Genomic DNA, 17,662 nt, shown 5'->3' on the forward strand with positions numbered 1-17,662 from the left:
TCTAAAATATAGGAGAATAAGTATGAAAGAACTACTATGTGCTTTTCTTGTACTCACGAGTTTGTGTGCACAAGGCCAAGAGCAAACAATAGAAAACATTACTAAAACATTACATCAATATATTCAAGGCACATCATCTAACGATCCCTCTTTGATAAAAAGTGCGTTTGCAGATGATGCTCAGTTATTTCTTGATAAAAAAGGACAAGACCTTTGGCAAGTAAGTATTAATGAGTACGCGTCTTGGTTTAATAATAAAGGCCAGTCCAGTGGGCGAATAGGAGAAGTGATATCGATTGATGTTGAGGACAATATCGCAACAGCCAAAGTCGAAATAGTGCAACCCACCAAAGGAAAGCGTTATATCGATATGTTTCTACTGAAAAAGCTATCGAATGGTTGGAAAGTTATCAGTAAAAGTGCGACGAGTGAAGAAGCCAATAATAGCGGTAAACGTATTTTATTTATCGTGTCTAATGTCCACTTTCACGGTGATTCTACTTTGCCTACAGGAGTGAGCTTTTCAGAGATAGTTAAAGCTTATGATACCTTCAAAAAGGCTGGCTATACCGTTGATTTTGTCAGCCCTAAAGGGGGAGCTATTCCGTTAGCTTATATTAATACCTCTGAAACTATTCATAAACAGTATTTATATAACAATGACTTTATGTATGCGATAAAGCATACAAAAACGCCAAATCAGATAAAGCCTGAGAACTATCTGGCTGTTCATTATGTTGGTGGTGGAAATGCTATGTATGGCGTTTCCGAAAATCAAGACATTCAACATATCGCCATGACGATATATGAAAAACATAATGGCATTATTTCTTCCGTTTGCCATGGAACTGCAGGAATTGTTAACTTAAAAACTAAAGATGGAAAGTACTTAGTTGATGGTAAACGTATTTCGGGTTACCCAGATTCCTATGAAAATCAAACCAAAGCTTATTTTAAAGAATTTCCCTTTTTAATTCAGAAAACCATTGAGCGCCATGGTGGAAGTTTCCATTTCGCAAAACGAAATCAGCCCCATGTTGAGGTAGATGGACGAATTATCACAGGCCAAAACCATTTATCTTCTCCTTTGGTGGCGGAAAAAATGGTAGAACTATTAAACCAATATTAATTAAATCGAAGCGAGCGGTTAGCTCGCTTCTTTCTTGTTAGACACGCCTTAGACGGTTCTTCAGTTGAGCTAAATTGTCGTGTACCATTTTTCTTACTGTATACGCCTATTCCCTTAGTGCAATATCATTCTATATTTCTTTTTTTATTCATTTTAAATTAATTGTTATAAGGTTAGAAAGCTATGAAACCATCTTCAGAGGGAAAGGTTAAATTGAATTGTGCTTAAATTAGCGCGAGTTATTCATTCATTTATCGCACATTAATTTATTAATCAATCAAGGGATCTCATGTACAAGAAGTATAATTATTTGTGTCAAACCTTTTGGGTTTTATTTTTGCTAACTTGTGCATATCAGATAAGAGCTGAGTCTACATATCAAATAGCAGAGATAGACTGGTGCCCACAAATTTGCTCCAATAATAATACTCAAAGTGGCTATGTGTCAGAAATTATCGAGCTGATTACTGCTGAAGTTCCAGGAAATTTTAAACGAATGGATTTTCCTTGGTCTCATGCAATAAAATTGGTTCATGAAGGCCGAGCTTTTGCTTTATCAGCTCCCGCCAAAAAAGAAGCGCCAGAGTTATTTTATCCTAATATTCCTGTAGGTATTCAAAAAATGTGCTTCTTTGTTAGAAAGGATTCTCAATGGTTTTATAAAGGTCCGTTATCATTAACAAACTTACAAATAGGTGTAGCGAAAGATGCATCTTTAGAAGAGTTAAATGGTTATATGCATGAGCATCCGGAGCAGTTTCAGCTACAGCCTTATCATGGCAGGTTTTTAAAGCAGAACATCAATAAACTGATAAAAAGGCGTTATGACGCTTTTGTTTTTTCTATAAATTCGACATTGCTTGAATTAAAGCGGCTTAATTTATTAGGCAAAATAAAGTCGGCCGGTTGTATATCTGAAGCGCCAGTATATGTTGCTTGTTCCTCAGCGGTTAATTATCTACAAACCGCCAAATATATATCTAAAAAATTTGATATTGAGATGCTTAAGTTAGCAGAATCTGGCCAACTCGATACTATTTTGAATAAATACAATGCAGGCTTTACTGCAGCTGAACTCATCGATTATGGCAACATGAAGGTTGAAATTCATTAATAGTAAAAAACTAGCACTTATCGACATTATCGCTTAATAGCTGGTAATGTGTATTTTATTACTTGTCATTTAACCGGACGGATCGCTAAACCTATTAAGATCAGAACATTATAGTGAAGTTTTTTGGTACACTGTTTAATTCACTATAGCCAACTCAACTTAATCAAATTTAGGTAATTCCAAGGATTAAATATCTTTATAGACGCTTGAGTGTTTTTTTAGACTCCCTAAACGGTTAGAGGTAAAGGAAATATGCTTTACATTCTACAACTGAAATAACGAGTTATTACTATCTGCGTACCCTTCCTAGTATTTGTTTTGATGGTTAGAACAACATTTATTGCTACTACATTAAAGGGGCAGTTTAAATCAAGAGTGCTGTTTACAGTGAAAAAGTACATCACGTCTTAACAAATACCGATGAGCTTACGCAATGGTACATTCATTATGCTTTTCAAAAAATATAGATATATTCTTATGTCAAAATGGAAAAAAATTACACTTAAAGCACTAATTGCATTGTCACTGACGACTGTCAGTATTTATTATTTTTCCCCGTGGGAGTATGGTCTTTATTATTTAAAACCTATCCCTAATAGTATAGAAAAAGAAATACAGCAGGCTAATGATTATGGCCTAGTTGGCATGATTGTATACGTTGATGGTGCTAACAAAGTCTCGCAATTATATGCAAGCGGCTGGCACAATAGGGAACAAAAGCGACCAGCATATGGAAAGGCATTATTCAAAATAGCGAGTATAGCTAAACTATATGAGGCAAGCGCTGTGGCTAAGCTGACAGCAGCAAAGGTACTGAATTTAGATAATACGCTTGCAAGCTATTTGCCTGAGTTGTCATCTCGTATCGCTTATGCAGATAAAATAACATTACGAATGATGGTGCAGCATCGTAGCGGCATACCAAGTTTCACTGACCAAGCAGGTTTTGATTGGGCTTCAGATTCATTGGATGGCATTAGATTAGTGTTAGATAAACCTGCGGACTTTTTGCCAGGCGAAGACTACGCGTATTCAAATACTAATTATCTCTTGTTGCAAAAAGTGATGACGAGAACATTAGGGTATGATTATACGGACTACATCAAAAATGAAATTTTAATACCTTTAGGCTTGCACGACACCTACTTTTCTATCCACGAAGCGCCAACTAATGAAATCATGAGCGGCTATTATGTCGGTTATAAGGAAGACTTCAAACATCTAGACCAAGGTTATGTGGCTAGTGCGCATAACGTAGGAGTATTTCTGCGGGCTCTAAACAATGGGACTTTATTTACTGAGCAAGAAAGGCAAATATACAGTAGCATTTATGAATACAACCATACTGGTTGGGTGTTGGGTTACTCCAGCATCGCCTGTTATCATAAAGACATCGATACTGTTGTTGTTCAACTTACCAATATTACGGGCAACGATAAAGTCCTACTTACGCAAATTGTATATGCACGTATTATGAGTATTTTGCGTAATGAGTAAGCAAGTAGGAGAAGTTAGAGTCTACCGTTAGCTTTTCCTATGGCTATATTTGGGTTGATTACCTAATTAAAGTCTATTAAATACAAGTGTCCACTTCAGTTTTAATGGACAGTTTCGGACAAAAGCGCTGTCCGAACGGACACTTGCTTAAATTTTTGGAATATAAATCCTTTTAAATACAGTTGGTTAAAATAAAGTTGAACTTGGCATCATAGCTGCTCTATAACGATTAAGAATCAGTTTAGAGAATAAATTTATGATTGAAGGAACACAAAGCCAAGATGAAAGTATTAATGTGGTTAAAAAGGCTATGCCTAAACAGCTTATTGTTATTATCGTCGTTTTAGCTTTCATTACATACGCTACGCTGCCCTCTATAAAACAATGGTACTCTTCTACCCCCTCCGTTGAGAGTAATACTATAACGTTATCTCCTGTGATACGCGCTGACCTTATAAGAGATGTATCAGTTTCAGGGAAAGCTGTCGCCGCAAATGCACCACAACTTTATAGCACTGAAGTAGGGAAAATTACTTTAATAGCTCGACCGGGAGAGGCTGTTGAAAAAGGTCAAGTTGTCGCACAACTGATTAGCCCTGAACTTGATGCGCTGATAAAACAGCAAGAGTCGACTTTGGACCAGCTAACGATCAACGCTAACAGAGGTGGCTTGGAGGACAAAGAGGCTCAACTTGACTTAGAAAGTAATATGAACAATGCGCAGTCACTGTTAAACGTGGCTAAGCGTGAAAGGCAGCGTGCTGAAATAGCCTATGAAAAAGAAATTATTAGTGAAGTCGATTGGCTAAAAAGCCAAGATGCTTTGCTTGACGCAGAACGTTTCTATCAGCATGCGACAAAGCGAGTTGAATTGGCCAAGGAACGTCTAACATTTGAAAAACAGCATCGTCAATTTTTAGTCCAGAAACAGCAACTAATTTTGGACGAACTAATGCGTCGTCATGAGGCATTAGAGATCAAAGCACCTGTAACTGGTGTTGTTGGTAACTGGTTAGTTGCACAAAAAAATTCAATTGTAGCGAATACCGCAATCATGACGATTGTCGACTTATCAGAATATGAAGCCGAACTCAGTGTTCCAGAATTTTACGCTGATGAATTAGGTTTAGGTCTAAACGTTGCCATGAAGATTTCGGGTGTTGAAGTCAGTGGTGAAATTATTGCAATTTCACCCGAAATTAAAGGTAATCAAGTGAAGGTTAGGGCCAAGCTAACATCACAAACTAGTATTCAATTGAGACAAAATCAACGAATTAATGCCCGTATTGAGTTTGAAACTAAACCTAATGTTTTGATGGTTAAACGTGGACCATTTATTGGCTCATTAGCTGGAAAATTTGCTTTCAAAAAAATTGATGAGAATACAGCGGAAAAAGTTGCTATTGCTACAGGCGTGAGCAACGTTGATTACATTGAACTAATCCAAGGCGTTATCGAAGGTGATCAAATTATCACTTCCGACTACCAAGACTTTAACAATGCTGAACAAATAAATATTACAGACTAACTTCGTCCAATTTATAAAAATTATATAGCCTAAGTTTTTACTGTGGGCTCAAAGGAATAAAGGAATAAATTTATGTTAATTATGAACAATGTTTCACGTATCTACCGTAGCGACACCATTCAAACACACGCGTTACGGGATTTTTCATTGGAAGTTAAAGCCGGTGAGTTTGTTGCAGTTACTGGCCCCTCAGGATCAGGCAAGTCAACATTCCTTAATGTTGCAGGCCTACTAGATAGCTTCGATCAAGGCGAATATAAACTCGATGGAGTGAGTGTTCATGGTCTACAAGATGATGAATTATCGAGGCTGAGAAATGAAAAAATAGGCTTTATTTTTCAAAGTTATAATTTGATTCCGGACTATAGTATTTTCGACAATATTGATATGCCGCTCCGTTATCGCGGTTTTAATGCTGCAGAGAGAAAGAGACGTGTAGATCATGCTTTAGAAAAAGTAGGTTTAGCTTCGCGTGCGGATTACTTACCTAGCCAACTATCTGGTGGGCAACAACAACGCGTGGCCATAGCAAGAGCTTTGGCTGGTGAACCTAAAATACTATTAGCCGATGAGCCTACCGGTAACTTAGATTCGCTGATGGCACGCCAAGTAATGGAGCTATTACATAACCTTAATCAAGAAGGCACTACAATTATTATGGTGACACATGATCCCGATCAGGCACGAGAAGTAAGCCGAAATATTCAAATAATTGATGGTCAAATTTCTGATTTTAAAATTTACGCCCCTTTACATTCAGATGTTCCAAAAGATAACACAAATGTTAAGGAGGTATTAGATGTTTAGTTACAACCTTAAGTTGGCGTTGCTTAGTTTTAAGCGCGCTCCATCTTTATACTTTTTGGTGCTACTAACATTATCAATTGGTGTTGGTTTGCTCTGTGCAAATTTAGCATTAGTTAACTCAATGGCTGGCGATCCTATTCCAGAAAAAAGCGACCAATTATTTCATGTCAGTATGAATACGTGGCCAAATGATACACCGCAAGCTGAGCCATTTCATATCTTGCGATATCGTGAAGCAATGAAAATCATGGCTTCGGATATTCCTAAAAATGCTACGGTTTTTTATGCATCTAATGTTTACGCTAGAGATTCACAATCAAAGAGTTTACAGCGTTTTGATTCAGCTGTTAGGGCTACTACTCCTGGCTTTTTCGCCTTAACCAAAGCCCCTTTTGCTTACGGTAATGGTTTTGCTAAAAGCTCGGGCATGGAAGTGGTTATTGGCGATGAATTGAACAAAAAAATATTTGCGGGAAAGAACAGTGTCGGTCAAACACTTGAACTTGACGGCGAGTTACTCACTATCGTTGGTGTATTAAAACCTTGGTCTCTCAGACCGTTGTTTTATCACGCTACAGAAGGTCGGGCGTTTAACTTAACTGATGATATTTATGCGCCACTAGAAACAGCGATTGATTTAGGTTGGTCAATTCATGCGAGAAGTGCTTCCACCGTTAGGTACAAAGGCGTTCAATATACCCGAGACCGAGACGTGTTCTACCTTCAGGCATGGGTAGAATTAGAAAATAAAAACCAACAGCAAGCTTTTCAACAGTATTTAGACGCTTATAGCCAAACACTGAAAGATGCAGGTGAGCATCCGCTTGATATTCGTAATGAATTGCGTGATGTCAATGCATGGCTATTGGAGCAAAAAATCGTCGACCAAAAAGTATTGGCTTTTACCTTAGCGTCAATATTGTTTTTATGTGTATGTGTGTTTAACGCCAGTAGTTTACTGTTATCACGTTTTCATTCAGCCAAATTTGAATTTGGCTTGCGTCGAGCGGTTGGTGCAAGTAACAAACAGATGTTAATGCAAGGTCTTACTGAAAGTGTCTTATTAGGGGCGATTGCAGGTTTAATATCCTTGATACTAAGTTGGTTGTTTTTAAAACTTTCAACTGAGTTTTTACCTGATTTGGCTAACATTGCTGTGCTTGACAGTAAACTTTTAGTGTTAGGTATGTTATTAGCACTGATTACTTCAGTATCAAGTGCTTTATATCCGTTGTATCGAGCGAGTCGCTACACCATCTCAGCCGAACTTAAATAATCAAAACATTAGGGTAATACCACAAGGAAAACTCATGAACATTAAAGCACTATTTAAGTCCTTATTGTTGCGAAAATTTACAACAGGACTGTTAATTCTACAATTAGCAATAACGTTAGGCTTGCTAGTTAACAGCACTATTTTAGCATTCGATACCAGCGAAAAAGTATCACAGTCGACCGGACTTGATACCGATAATATTCTGGTGATGTCGACTCACCCAACCTCAGGTAACTATCGAGATCTCGATTATTTCCGCTCAATTGTTACCGAAGATATGGCAAAGCTGAAACTGTTATCAGGCGTAAATAGCGTATCAGTTACCAATCAATTACCAATTGCATCTCGCGGTATGCTCAGCAATATGTATGATTTAGATAACCCTGAGCAAGAAAGAACCGATAAATATTTACAGGACGTAAAATACATTTTAGCTCAAGAAGATTTAATGGATGCGATGGGACTGTCGTTAATTGAAGGGCGATTTCTTAATAAAAGTGATCAGTTAGATTTCGGGAGTGATGAAACGCGCAATGTTGTTATTACAGAATCATTGAAAAAAGCGCTTTATGGGGATAAGTCTGCAATCGGGCAAGAAACTAATAATGGATTCATTGTCGGTGTGATTAAAGATATTATTCTCGACCCAACAATCCCTGAAAACAAACAATATGGTATGTTTATTAACACCGTCATGGAATATATTTTTGCAGGCCGTTATTACGTCATCAATGTAGAGCCGGGACAAATGGACAATGTTCGTAGCAAAGTGAGCGATACTATTTTAGCTGTTCAACCTGAACGAGATATTTTCGGTATATTCACGATGACAGAGCACTTAAAGCAATTTTATAGAGATGACCAAGGTTTGGCTGATTTATTTATGTTGCTGTGCGGCTTAATGCTTTTTGTTACGGCAATTAGTAGTTATGCTTATTCACAGTTCCATATTTCAAGACAGAAGAAATATATTGGCATTCGCCGAGCGTTAGGTGCGCGTAAAAAAGATATTTTGCTGTATGTGTTAACCGAAAATTGGTTAGTTTATGGTATCGGATGTTTACTCGGTATACTGGTCGCTTTTGGTTTTAATATTATGCTAAGTCAACATGTTGCTTTGAGTAAACCTGATACATTATTATTTTTGTTTGCTATTGGTATCGTTTTTATTTCTGGTACAGTAGCGACGTGGTTACCGGCAAATAGTACCAGTAATATATCTCCCGTTGTTGCAACAAAAACAGTATAACAACAGCTTGACAAGGAACGATATGATCCAAGTTTTAGTGATTGATGACAACCCAGATATTTTAGAAGCGCTTGATTTATTGCTTAGCTTACATGGCTACAAAGTACAAAAAGCGATCAATAGAAAGGAAGCCGTGTTGGCGGCTTCACGATATCGCATAGATCTTGTGATTCAAGACATGAACTTTGATCATGGCATCACGTCTGGAAGTGAAGGTAAGTCACTTTTTAAGGAATTAAAAGCACTAAAACCGAATGTACCAATAATACTAATCACTGCATGGACGCAGTTAGAGACAGCAATAGAATTGGTTAAATTAGGCGCGACTGATTATTTACAAAAACCATGGGATGATAGCAAACTGCTAAAGTTGGTTGCTGAACACACGAATAAAAATAGTGAACAACTAGATAGCTCAAGTAAGCAGCCTCCAGACTCGATGATTTATCACAGTGAGGAAATGCACGCATTAATGGCTGATGCAAAAAAAGTTGCTTCATCAGATGTAAACGTCTTGATTACTGGCGCAAATGGTTCTGGTAAGGAAAAGTTAGCTGACTATGTTCATCAGCACTCATCGCGTCAAACGGCTCCTTTTATCAAAGTTAATATGGGCGCTTTGCCTCACGAACTGATGGAAGCTGAGCTATTCGGGGCAGAAAAAGGAGCTTTTACCGGAGCGAACCAATCAAGAGAAGGTCGATTTGAGGCGGCAGATGGTGGTACGTTATTTCTTGATGAAATAGGTAACTTGTCTCTGACGGGCCAAATGAAGTTGTTACGCGTATTACAAACAGGTGAATTCGAGCGTTTAGGTTCTAACCAAACGATAAAAGTGGATGTGCGTGTGCTAAGCGCAACTAACGCTGATTTAACCAAAGCAGTAACACAAGGAAGCTTTCGCGAAGATTTATACTATCGCCTTAACGTGATTGAATTACATTTGCCTACTTTAAATGCGCGTAAAGCAGACATAATCCCATTGGCAATGCATTTCATTGGCAGCGAATATTCATTGAGTGATGAAGCGAAACAATTCTTAATGTCACATTCATGGCAAGGTAACGTGCGCGAACTTGAAAATGCCTGTAAACGAGCCATGGTGTTTGCTTCAGATAATCACATTACAGAAAGTAGCTTTGATCATTCACCAAAAAATAATCCGACACTTAATGAGCAACAACGTATAGAAGCCGCATTGACTAAACATGCTGGCGTAATAAAACATGCAGCGAATGAGTTAGGTTTAAGCAGACAAGCACTGTACCGACGTATTGATAAATATCAAATAGATGTAGAAGCACTATGCAAATAGTAAAATTGTTACTGCTTAATGTTCTTTTTCTCGTCAGTTATATGCTTTTACTCCCGCTGCATATTGGCTTGTTTGCATGTAATAGTATCTTGATTATTGTACTTGCTGTGATGTATTTGAAGCGAGAAAAACAACAGAAAACACGAACCTTTCAAGCGTTACTTGATGGTTTAAGAAATTTACAAGATGGTGATTTTTCTTTCAGCCTGACAGAAAATCATCAGCAATATAATGATGAACAACAACACCAACTGATCACTCTGTTTAATCAAGTCACTGAAAAGCTGCGTGAAGAAAAACAATCGTTATACCAACGAGAGTTGTTATTAGATAAAGTTGTCAATGCCTCTGATGTGGTTACTGTGCTAGTTAATCATAGAGGTACTATAATTTTTGCTAATCTGGCTGCTCAACAGTTTTTAGAGTCAAGTATGCTACTTGGTAAATTATGGATACAAGTGCTTGAACAGCAAATGCCTGATTTATTGCAACATAACGATAAACATAACGGCATTATACAACTACTCATAAAAGAAGAACTTGATGGTGTTAACCGTTCGGCTGACGCCGTTAATGATAAAACAGAGCAAAGTTGGCATTTGTCTCGCCATCAATTGAAACTGCACGCATCAAGCCATGAACTTATCTTACTCAAGCCAATTACTAAAGAGCTTCATCAGCAAGAGTTGCAAACATGGAAAAAAATCATAAAAGTTATTAATCATGAACTTAATAACTCGATTGCGCCAATTAGCTCGATGTGTCATAGCGGACTTGTGTTAGCAGATAGATTGAATGAGCCACAATTAAATAGGGTGTTTAATACGATTTCAGGTCGTATTAAAAAATTGTCTGAATTTATTCAAAGTTATAGTCAATTGGCGCGACTTTCTATTCCTCAAAAAACAAACTTCAATATCGTAAAAACCATCGAACAATTTAAAGAAGCTTATCAACTGGAAATAATATCTTCGAAGCCATCTATTGAAATCAATGCTGACGAAGGGCAAGTTGAACAACTTCTGATCAATGTATTTAAAAACGCCAAAGAGCTCTCTCCTAATAAGCCTATCCAAGTAAATTTGAGTATCGATGAGTCTGCACTACACATTAATATTCGTGATCAAGGACCAGGTATGGCTTTAGATGTGATGAAGAAAGCATTTTTACCTTATTACTCCACTAAAAAAGAGGGGAGCGGCATAGGGTTAAGCATCTGTCGCGAAGTTATTGATGCGCATCACGGAAAGATAGCATTAAACAATCACCCTGAAGGTGGCCTGCAAGTAATGCTTAGCTTACCATTAGCGAAAGAATAGTCGATTTATCAACTCTGGTTTAATTCCCTATATTCACTATTATTTGAATCAAAATCTTTATGTGTACAAGAATACTATTGTCCGATTTTTAGGTTAAGTAGATCATTAAACACAATTTCCAGTCGATATTATGTTCTAAAAATGTCGAAATATTTAAAATTAAAATGGTAGTTATCGTCTCATAATTTACATTACTCAATGCCTGATAAAGCTTTTCTGTTGGCAAATACCAGAAGAAGGGGACGAAGGGCATTGAGAACAGAGTTATCTGATAGTCTAAGAGGCAAAAATTCTCCCTTGAAAGGCAAAAACTTGCCATAATTATATTTTTTTTCAATTGCTTGATATAAAACTGCTGCTTTCAGTTTTGGTCTATTATTTGCTAATAGCTTGTAGGTTTACAAATATCTTATAGTGACGATGACTTCAATTTCTTTCAATTCATATAGCAATATTAATTTCTCTAGTAGTAATAAAGAGATAGTGGCTTATACGACGACAAATAAAGAACAAACGTTAAGTAATAATGACTACCAAGATAAAGTTTCTATATCAATACAAGCTCGTGAACAAGCCGATATGGAGAAGCAAGTAACATTAAATAAAGATGAAGGTAATCTGTATACACTAAAGTATGGCGATTTAAATGCTTATGACAACATGACCATGCTTGAAAAAGCTCGTCAGGTTATTTTGGACAAACGAATGGGGCTTGATAGAGAGAAAATTGAAGAAATAAACGACAAAATGGAAGCCATCATAAATGATGAAAGTATTCCAGATGATATCAAAGATAAACTATTAGAAAACTTATCAAAAGAAAAAGAAGCTGAATATAAAAAAGCTGCCGAACGAACGGAAGAACAAGAAAAGTCAAAAGTTAGAGATAGAACAGTTGAAACTTAACAATAAAATTTCAACTTACATTCAGCCACATTATCAATTTTTATCATTCATTAAAATAAATGAGTAAGTAACTATGTATATAACAAGTGATACAAACTTAGCTAATCAAAGTTTATTAGAAACAAATAAAACCTCGGTAAACCGTTCAAACGGTGCTACGTTTGAGGATTATATGGAAGCTATTCAATCGACAGGGTCAAAAAAAGATAGCGGCATTGATGAAGCCTCTAATAAAGCTACTGTGGCGATGGATACCAACAAAGGCTCATTAAAACTTAACCTTGATGACTATTTTACCCGTAAACCATCTTCAGAAACGCCAGTTAACTTAATGGATGTTCCGTTATTATTACCATCTGCACATAATGTTGATACGTTAGCTAAATATTCAGAGCAAAAAATTAAAGACTTAATGCAACAATATGACATCCCTAAACCGCCAGCTACAATTGAGTTTGATCAACAAGGGCAGTTAGTTTTACCTCTGGATTATGCTTACACTAATCAACTCAAGCATGCTTTTAATGAAAATCCTCAAGTTGAGGAAGCGTTAAGAACAACCGGAGCGCTTGCCAGCCATTATGCAGGTATAATGGAAGGACAACCTTTTAGGGATGAAATGTCAACCGCTAGAACACAAGCAGATCGGGACAGAATTGTAGAAAAATATAGCTACTTATTCGATGATAATCGTCCGCCTATCCACATAGTATTTTCTTTTCTTGATGATGGCAGCATGCTTGTGGGGGGAAGAGGTGGCTCAGCAAACAGTAATACAATGGTAAAAGTTTCATCTTAAGTCTATTGTGGTTATGTAAGGCTGTATTGCGACGTTCTACTTTTTAACTTTAATACTTTTACGAATTGCTGTGAGAGACTTTATAACAAATTCAAGCAGTTCAATTGAGTCATTCAAATCATTTTTCAGGTTTGTGCGAATAATGCTCATTGCCACATAAAGCTCTCTTGGGTCTTGCTCTACTAAATCAGAATCAAAAGTAATTTTATTTCCTTCAATAGGTTTTATGTATTTCGCCATAACAGGAAAGGTATTGCTTCGTAGCAGGTTTCTGATCTCGTTGATTTGTGAAATAGCCATTCTCTTTTGCCAAACATTACCTAAGTTATCTCTTATTTCAGTCGATTCGATAAGCCGCATATAACCAGTGTCTTTTAATTCTTCAAAAGTACCTAAAAAAACCGAAAAATTGCCTGTTATCGAGGAACCTTGAAGCGCATCAAAGACTTTCTGGTAGTCATCGTCGTTGCGTTTGTCTTTAGTCAAAATGGTTAAGCCAAAAGCTAGCTTCTCTAATGAGGATTCAATTCGTTGAATATTGTCCACTAGCGCTTCATGGCTTTTTGTGAAATCGTTCTCCAGTCGCTCTAGATATTGTAATTCTAATGATCGATTCTCTCGATTTATTTGCCATTCATTGACCTGCAAACTCAGATAAACACCAAGCACCAGTAAGCAAAATTCTAACAAGAATGAGCCATAGTTTTTATTCAAAATGTATTGCCTGAGTCGAGTAAATAGCATGTCTAAAGCTCTTTGAACAGTGTGTTAAAATGCTGTCGTTGTTCTGAGTATCCACATCATTGTACTAGCGGAGTATACACCCAACGTAGTAAGTAAAGCGAGTAACGTTACTCCGATTGCTCCAAATAAAGTCGGTAGTGATGACCTGCATCTTTCTGCCCTGAATGCTAATTCAGCAATAGCCATAGGGGGTAAACAAGAGGAAAATGAAATGGCGATATCAGCAGGCCCATCAATAAATCTAGTATTGCCAAGCCCACCTTGATTGATCATGAACCAAGCCATTAAATATAAACTAACGCTCCAAACCCTGTTGATTAATATAAATGTGTGAACGGCTAAACGGCGGTGTAACTTAACGTTTTTTTATATGTAGCTGTGCGCCAAACGAGTATCGAAAAGCAATGTTTCAGTGAGTTAAGCTTTTGCGAGAAAGTTTAAATGGAATCAACAGGCTACCTGTTTAATGAAACTCTCCGAAATATCGAATAACTAGGCGAGCGATCGAAAGATACTTTTCCACACGTTTGACTATTCAAATTTTTCCTTAAACTCACAAAAATCTTCAATAATACATGAGCAGCATTAAGACTTACGGGCAATGCAGGTGGAACGGTCGTGCAGAATTAGCCAATGGTGCAAGTCTACTTTAAATTTTTTTGGCTCGACTTTTATTAGCTTTCTTCAACTTTTTCAATCGTTCACCCCATGGCGAGCTTAATCCGATTAGACACGCGAATATGTGGGTGTCTACCGCTATAGTCGGCCAGCAAAAATATAATAAAGCTAGATAAAGTGCTTGGTTTACTTCCTGTATGGTTTTCGACTTAAAGTGCTTTTGGTGATAACAAGGAAAATAGGTACTTTAATGATGGGGAACAAGTTAATTACAAAAAATTTTATCCAATGTGACACAATCGTGTTTTATTACCGACTAATTAAATATCTAACCAATTGGCAATATGCAGATACAGATGCGTAAAGAATTTGAACAAATGATTATCAACAACCAAGGGCGCATACGTTATATCGCGTCTCGATATAGTCATGACGGAGAGTTTGACGACATGTATCAAGAAATATTGTTGCAGCTTTGGAGAAGTTTTGAGTCGTTTAATGGCGAGTCGAAACAAGAAACTTGGGTTTTTAAAGTAGCACTGAATACGGCCTGCACATTTGTACGGGCAGCGGTGAAGCAAAAAGAGATTAAACAGTCTCCATTACACCAATCAATGCAAGAGCTTCAGCCTACGCAGGAAAGCTGCCAAGCAGATATTCTTAACCGCTTTATGGATGGGCTAAATGATACAGATGCGAGCTTGCTAATGATGTACTTAGATGGTTTATCTTCGGATGACAGCGCCACAGTGCTTGGTATTAGTTCCAATGCCGTTAGGTCGCGTATTAAGCGCATTAAAAATGAATTTGAAACCAATTACATAGGAGATTGATGTGAAGCTAGATGATTTAAAGCAAGACTGGCAACAAGCCATTGAAACCGAATCAACTCCTGATAATTTAACTGAGGTGATAGACATGATTGAGCAACAAACCACTAAGATTGATAAAGAGATTAAACGTCGCGATTTTCTCGAAATTGGAATCGCAGTATTTCTTATCCCAGTTTGGATATGGGGTTTATTAAATTCGGCAAGCACGATGCAAAGCATTGGTTTAATCATTGCGATTGTCGCTTGCATGTACATACCCTATCGACTGATATCTGCGAAAAAAGTAGACGCCAAGAAAAGCGGTAGTGTTAAGGACTTTTTAGTCCAAGAAAAACAAAAGATTCAGCAACAAAAGCAAATGTTGGAGTCGGTTGTATGGTGGTACATAACTCCGCTGACGGCGGCAATTTTACTCATCACGTTAGGGGCAAAGGTGAACGAACAAGGTATTCCTCAAATATCGTCGGGCATGTATTGGTATTACGCTTGTGTTGGTTTGCTGGTTGTAGGTGTGTACTTCTTAAATAAACGCGCTGCCAAAAATAAGTTTGCCCCATTGCTAAATAACATTGAGCAACGATTGGCAGAAATGAGCTAACTCACCACAGACAGCCCTTACGTCTCTAACCTCCCTTATTTACCCCCCTTTTAAGGGTGCTTTAAGCGACTTGTTGAGCAAGTTGCTTCGGGCAAATACGGCCAAAATTTACTAAGGAATTTCGACCATGAACAACAAAAAAACAAACAGCAAACAACAAAGTAATAAGAAAGCTTCTTCTTCGGCGATTATTGTCGTCTTGATCACATTAATGATTGCGATAGCCTCTGGTAACTCACAAGCAGCTGCAGCAAGTGCCGAACTGGAAAAGGTGCTTAAACACAAAGTAGAAACTGAAAAACTGAGTGTTGGGGTCGCCGTTGCCATCATCGAAAGCGGTCAAGTGAGCTTTATTAACGTTGGCGTTGCAAACAAGGAAATGGTTCAAAAAATCGACCAGAACACCTTGTTTGAAATTGGCTCTGTTAGCAAAGTAATGACATCTACAGCACTTGCGACCTTTGTCGACGAAGGAAAGTTAAAACTGTCCGAACTCGTTCAAAACTACTTGCCTAAGTCAGTCAGATTGCCAATGAAAAATGACAAAGCCATCACTTTTGAGTCTTTGGCAAACCACCGTTCGGGTTTGCCTAGACTTCCAAGCAATATGCCGTTTGGCGACCCGTTAAACCCTTATGTCGATTACACGACAGAAATGATGTACGAGTTTCTTAATCAATACACCTTGCCTCGTGAGGTAGGTGAATCACCGGAATACTCAAACCTTGCAGTTGGTTTATTGGGACACACACTCGCTAAAATTGATAATATGAATTACGAACAAATGTTGATGCAACGCGTTCTAAAACCATTAAAGATGAACGATACCTTTGTTGACGTGCCTAAATCTGCGCTGACAAGAAGAAGCAAAGGGCACAACGGAAATCTTGAGACTACCGACTATTGGCAACTACCAGCAATGGCTGGCGCAGGTGCTGTTGTTTCAGATGTTTCTGACATGGCACTTTTTTTAAAAGCCAATATGCAACAAAACGAGTTAGCGTCGGCAATCAAATTGACCCACCAGCCTACAGCCGAATTTGGAAATTCACATACTAAAGTGGGGTTAGGGTGGATCATCCAAGGTACAGCAGATGGTGATGTTTATATGCACAATGGTCAAACAGGTGGATTCGCTTCGTTTATTGGCTTTAATCCTACTTTGCATAAAGGCATCGTAATTTTATCGAACACTTCTATATTGATGGATGAAATAGGGTACAGTTATTTGACGAATTCTTTGGCATCTTTAAAGCTAACGACTCCTGTAAAAGTGGCTGAAGTAGAGTTAGCAAAATTGATTGGGAGGTATGAACTGGTACCTGGTTTTATATTGTCGATAACTCACGATGAGAATAAGTTATTTGTCCAAGGTACAGGACAACCAAGGTTGCCTCTAACCGCTAACTCAATCAACGAGTTTGTTAATAACGCAGTAAAAGCGAGGATACAGTTTGAGCTTGATGCAGATGGTATAGCAACGTCACTTACTATGTATCAAGGTGGTCAAACACTACCTGGCAAGAAGCTGAAATAGAAAGATATTTATTTGCTGCTCAGAACTCTTCATTTTGCGCCTTTTTACAAGGCGTTTCTTTCTTACTCGGTTTTATCCTTGAACTCACACAAGTCTTCAATAATACACGACCCACATTTTTGCTTACGAGCTGTACATGCATAGCGGCCGTGCAAAATGAGCCAGTGATGCACATCAACTTTAAATCCAGCTGTTATCACTTCTAGAAGCTTTTGCTCTACTAGATCAACGTTTTTGCCCATGGCGAAATTAGTGCGGTTTGATACGCGATCGATATGGGTGTCCACCGCTATAGCCGGCCAGCTAAAAGATAGCAAAAGTAGATTGTGAAATGCTCGTGTTTGGTGGTTTTAAATGAACTCCAGTTACTCATATTCACCCAATCGAATTATT

General features: G+C 37.7%; 16 protein-coding genes and 2 pseudogenes. 14 read left to right on the plus strand and 4 right to left on the minus strand.

Annotated features, from left to right (window positions below):
• Positions 1 to 22 precede the first annotated feature (22 nt).
• The 11 genes from D1094_RS17075 (at position 23) to D1094_RS17125 (ending at position 12,939) form a co-directional block, all read left to right on the plus strand.
• Positions 23 to 1,129, plus strand: a complete 1,107-nt coding sequence (locus D1094_RS17075) for a nuclear transport factor 2 family protein (protein ID WP_118961322.1) — start codon at positions 23 to 25, stop codon at positions 1,127 to 1,129.
• A gap of 442 nt (positions 1,130 to 1,571) precedes the next feature.
• Complete coding sequence (locus D1094_RS17080) at positions 1,572 to 2,243, plus strand: ABC transporter substrate-binding protein (protein ID WP_118961323.1); 672 nt, start codon at positions 1,572 to 1,574, stop codon at positions 2,241 to 2,243.
• A gap of 477 nt (positions 2,244 to 2,720) precedes the next feature.
• A complete protein-coding gene (locus D1094_RS17085; protein ID WP_118961363.1) occupies positions 2,721 to 3,740 on the plus strand; it encodes a serine hydrolase in 1,020 nt (339 codons plus the stop codon).
• Between the two features lie 256 nt (positions 3,741 to 3,996).
• Positions 3,997 to 5,268, plus strand: a complete 1,272-nt coding sequence (locus D1094_RS17090; RefSeq protein ID WP_118961324.1) for an efflux RND transporter periplasmic adaptor subunit — start codon at positions 3,997 to 3,999, stop codon at positions 5,266 to 5,268.
• Positions 5,269 to 5,340: 72 nt separating this feature from the next.
• The gene (locus tag D1094_RS17095; protein ID WP_259337997.1) at positions 5,341 to 6,075 is read left to right on the plus strand and encodes an ABC transporter ATP-binding protein; all 735 of its coding nucleotides are present in this window, start codon (positions 5,341 to 5,343) and stop codon (positions 6,073 to 6,075) included.
• Positions 6,068 to 7,351 carry an ABC transporter permease gene (locus D1094_RS17100; RefSeq protein ID WP_259337998.1) on the plus strand — a complete coding sequence of 428 codons (1,284 nt, stop codon included), beginning with the start codon at positions 6,068 to 6,070 and terminating at the stop codon, positions 7,349 to 7,351. Before D1094_RS17095 ends, D1094_RS17100 begins: the two co-directional genes overlap by 8 nt.
• 34 nt (positions 7,352 to 7,385) lie before the next feature.
• A complete protein-coding gene (locus tag D1094_RS17105) occupies positions 7,386 to 8,600 on the plus strand; it encodes an ABC transporter permease (RefSeq protein ID WP_118961325.1) in 1,215 nt (404 codons plus the stop codon).
• A 22-nt stretch (positions 8,601 to 8,622) separates the two neighbouring features.
• Positions 8,623 to 9,915 carry a sigma-54 dependent transcriptional regulator gene (locus D1094_RS17110; protein WP_118961326.1) on the plus strand — a complete coding sequence of 431 codons (1,293 nt, stop codon included), beginning with the start codon at positions 8,623 to 8,625 and terminating at the stop codon, positions 9,913 to 9,915.
• Entirely contained in the window at positions 9,906 to 11,234 is a 1,329-nt protein-coding gene (locus D1094_RS17115; RefSeq protein WP_118961327.1) for a PAS domain-containing sensor histidine kinase, read from the plus strand. Before D1094_RS17110 ends, D1094_RS17115 begins: the two co-directional genes overlap by 10 nt.
• Positions 11,235 to 11,717: 483 nt before the next feature.
• A complete protein-coding gene (locus D1094_RS17120) occupies positions 11,718 to 12,140 on the plus strand; it encodes a hypothetical protein (RefSeq protein ID WP_118961328.1) in 423 nt (140 codons plus the stop codon).
• 73 nt (positions 12,141 to 12,213) lie between these two features.
• Positions 12,214 to 12,939 (plus strand): hypothetical protein, encoded by a 726-nt coding sequence (locus D1094_RS17125; protein ID WP_118961329.1) that lies wholly within the window; start codon positions 12,214 to 12,216, stop codon positions 12,937 to 12,939.
• A 36-nt stretch (positions 12,940 to 12,975) separates the two neighbouring features.
• On the opposite strand, the gene D1094_RS17130 is transcribed toward D1094_RS17125, so the two are convergent.
• The 3 genes and pseudogenes from D1094_RS17130 to D1094_RS19010 form a co-directional block, all read right to left on the minus strand.
• Complete coding sequence (locus D1094_RS17130; protein WP_118961330.1) at positions 12,976 to 13,683, minus strand: hypothetical protein; 708 nt, start codon at positions 13,681 to 13,683, stop codon at positions 12,976 to 12,978.
• A gap of 24 nt (positions 13,684 to 13,707) precedes the next feature.
• Positions 13,708 to 13,968 carry a hypothetical protein gene (locus D1094_RS17135; RefSeq protein WP_118961331.1) on the minus strand — a complete coding sequence of 87 codons (261 nt, stop codon included), beginning with the start codon at positions 13,966 to 13,968 and terminating at the stop codon, positions 13,708 to 13,710.
• A 300-nt stretch (positions 13,969 to 14,268) separates the two neighbouring features.
• Positions 14,269 to 14,458, minus strand: a pseudogene (locus tag D1094_RS19010) (endonuclease III); the annotation flags it as partial.
• A 199-nt stretch (positions 14,459 to 14,657) separates the two neighbouring features.
• Between D1094_RS19010 and D1094_RS17145 the strand changes: the two are divergent.
• The 3 genes from D1094_RS17145 to D1094_RS17155 all read left to right on the plus strand — a co-directional run bounded on the left by D1094_RS17145 (position 14,658) and on the right by D1094_RS17155 (position 17,269).
• Complete coding sequence (locus D1094_RS17145; RefSeq protein WP_118961332.1) at positions 14,658 to 15,134, plus strand: RNA polymerase sigma factor; 477 nt, start codon at positions 14,658 to 14,660, stop codon at positions 15,132 to 15,134.
• Between the two features lies 1 nt (position 15,135).
• Positions 15,136 to 15,732, plus strand: a complete 597-nt coding sequence (locus D1094_RS17150) for a hypothetical protein (RefSeq protein WP_118961333.1) — start codon at positions 15,136 to 15,138, stop codon at positions 15,730 to 15,732.
• Between the two features lie 127 nt (positions 15,733 to 15,859).
• Positions 15,860 to 17,269 (plus strand): serine hydrolase, encoded by a 1,410-nt coding sequence (locus D1094_RS17155; protein ID WP_118961334.1) that lies wholly within the window; start codon positions 15,860 to 15,862, stop codon positions 17,267 to 17,269.
• A gap of 62 nt (positions 17,270 to 17,331) precedes the next feature.
• Here D1094_RS17155 and D1094_RS17160 read toward each other — a convergent pair.
• A pseudogene (locus tag D1094_RS17160) lies at positions 17,332 to 17,580 on the minus strand (endonuclease III); the annotation flags it as partial.
• Between the last annotated feature and the right edge of the window lie 82 nt (positions 17,581 to 17,662).

It is taken from the genome of Colwellia sp. RSH04, from assembly GCF_003545765.1.
Classification (GTDB): Bacteria; Pseudomonadota; Gammaproteobacteria; order Enterobacterales; family Alteromonadaceae; genus Colwellia.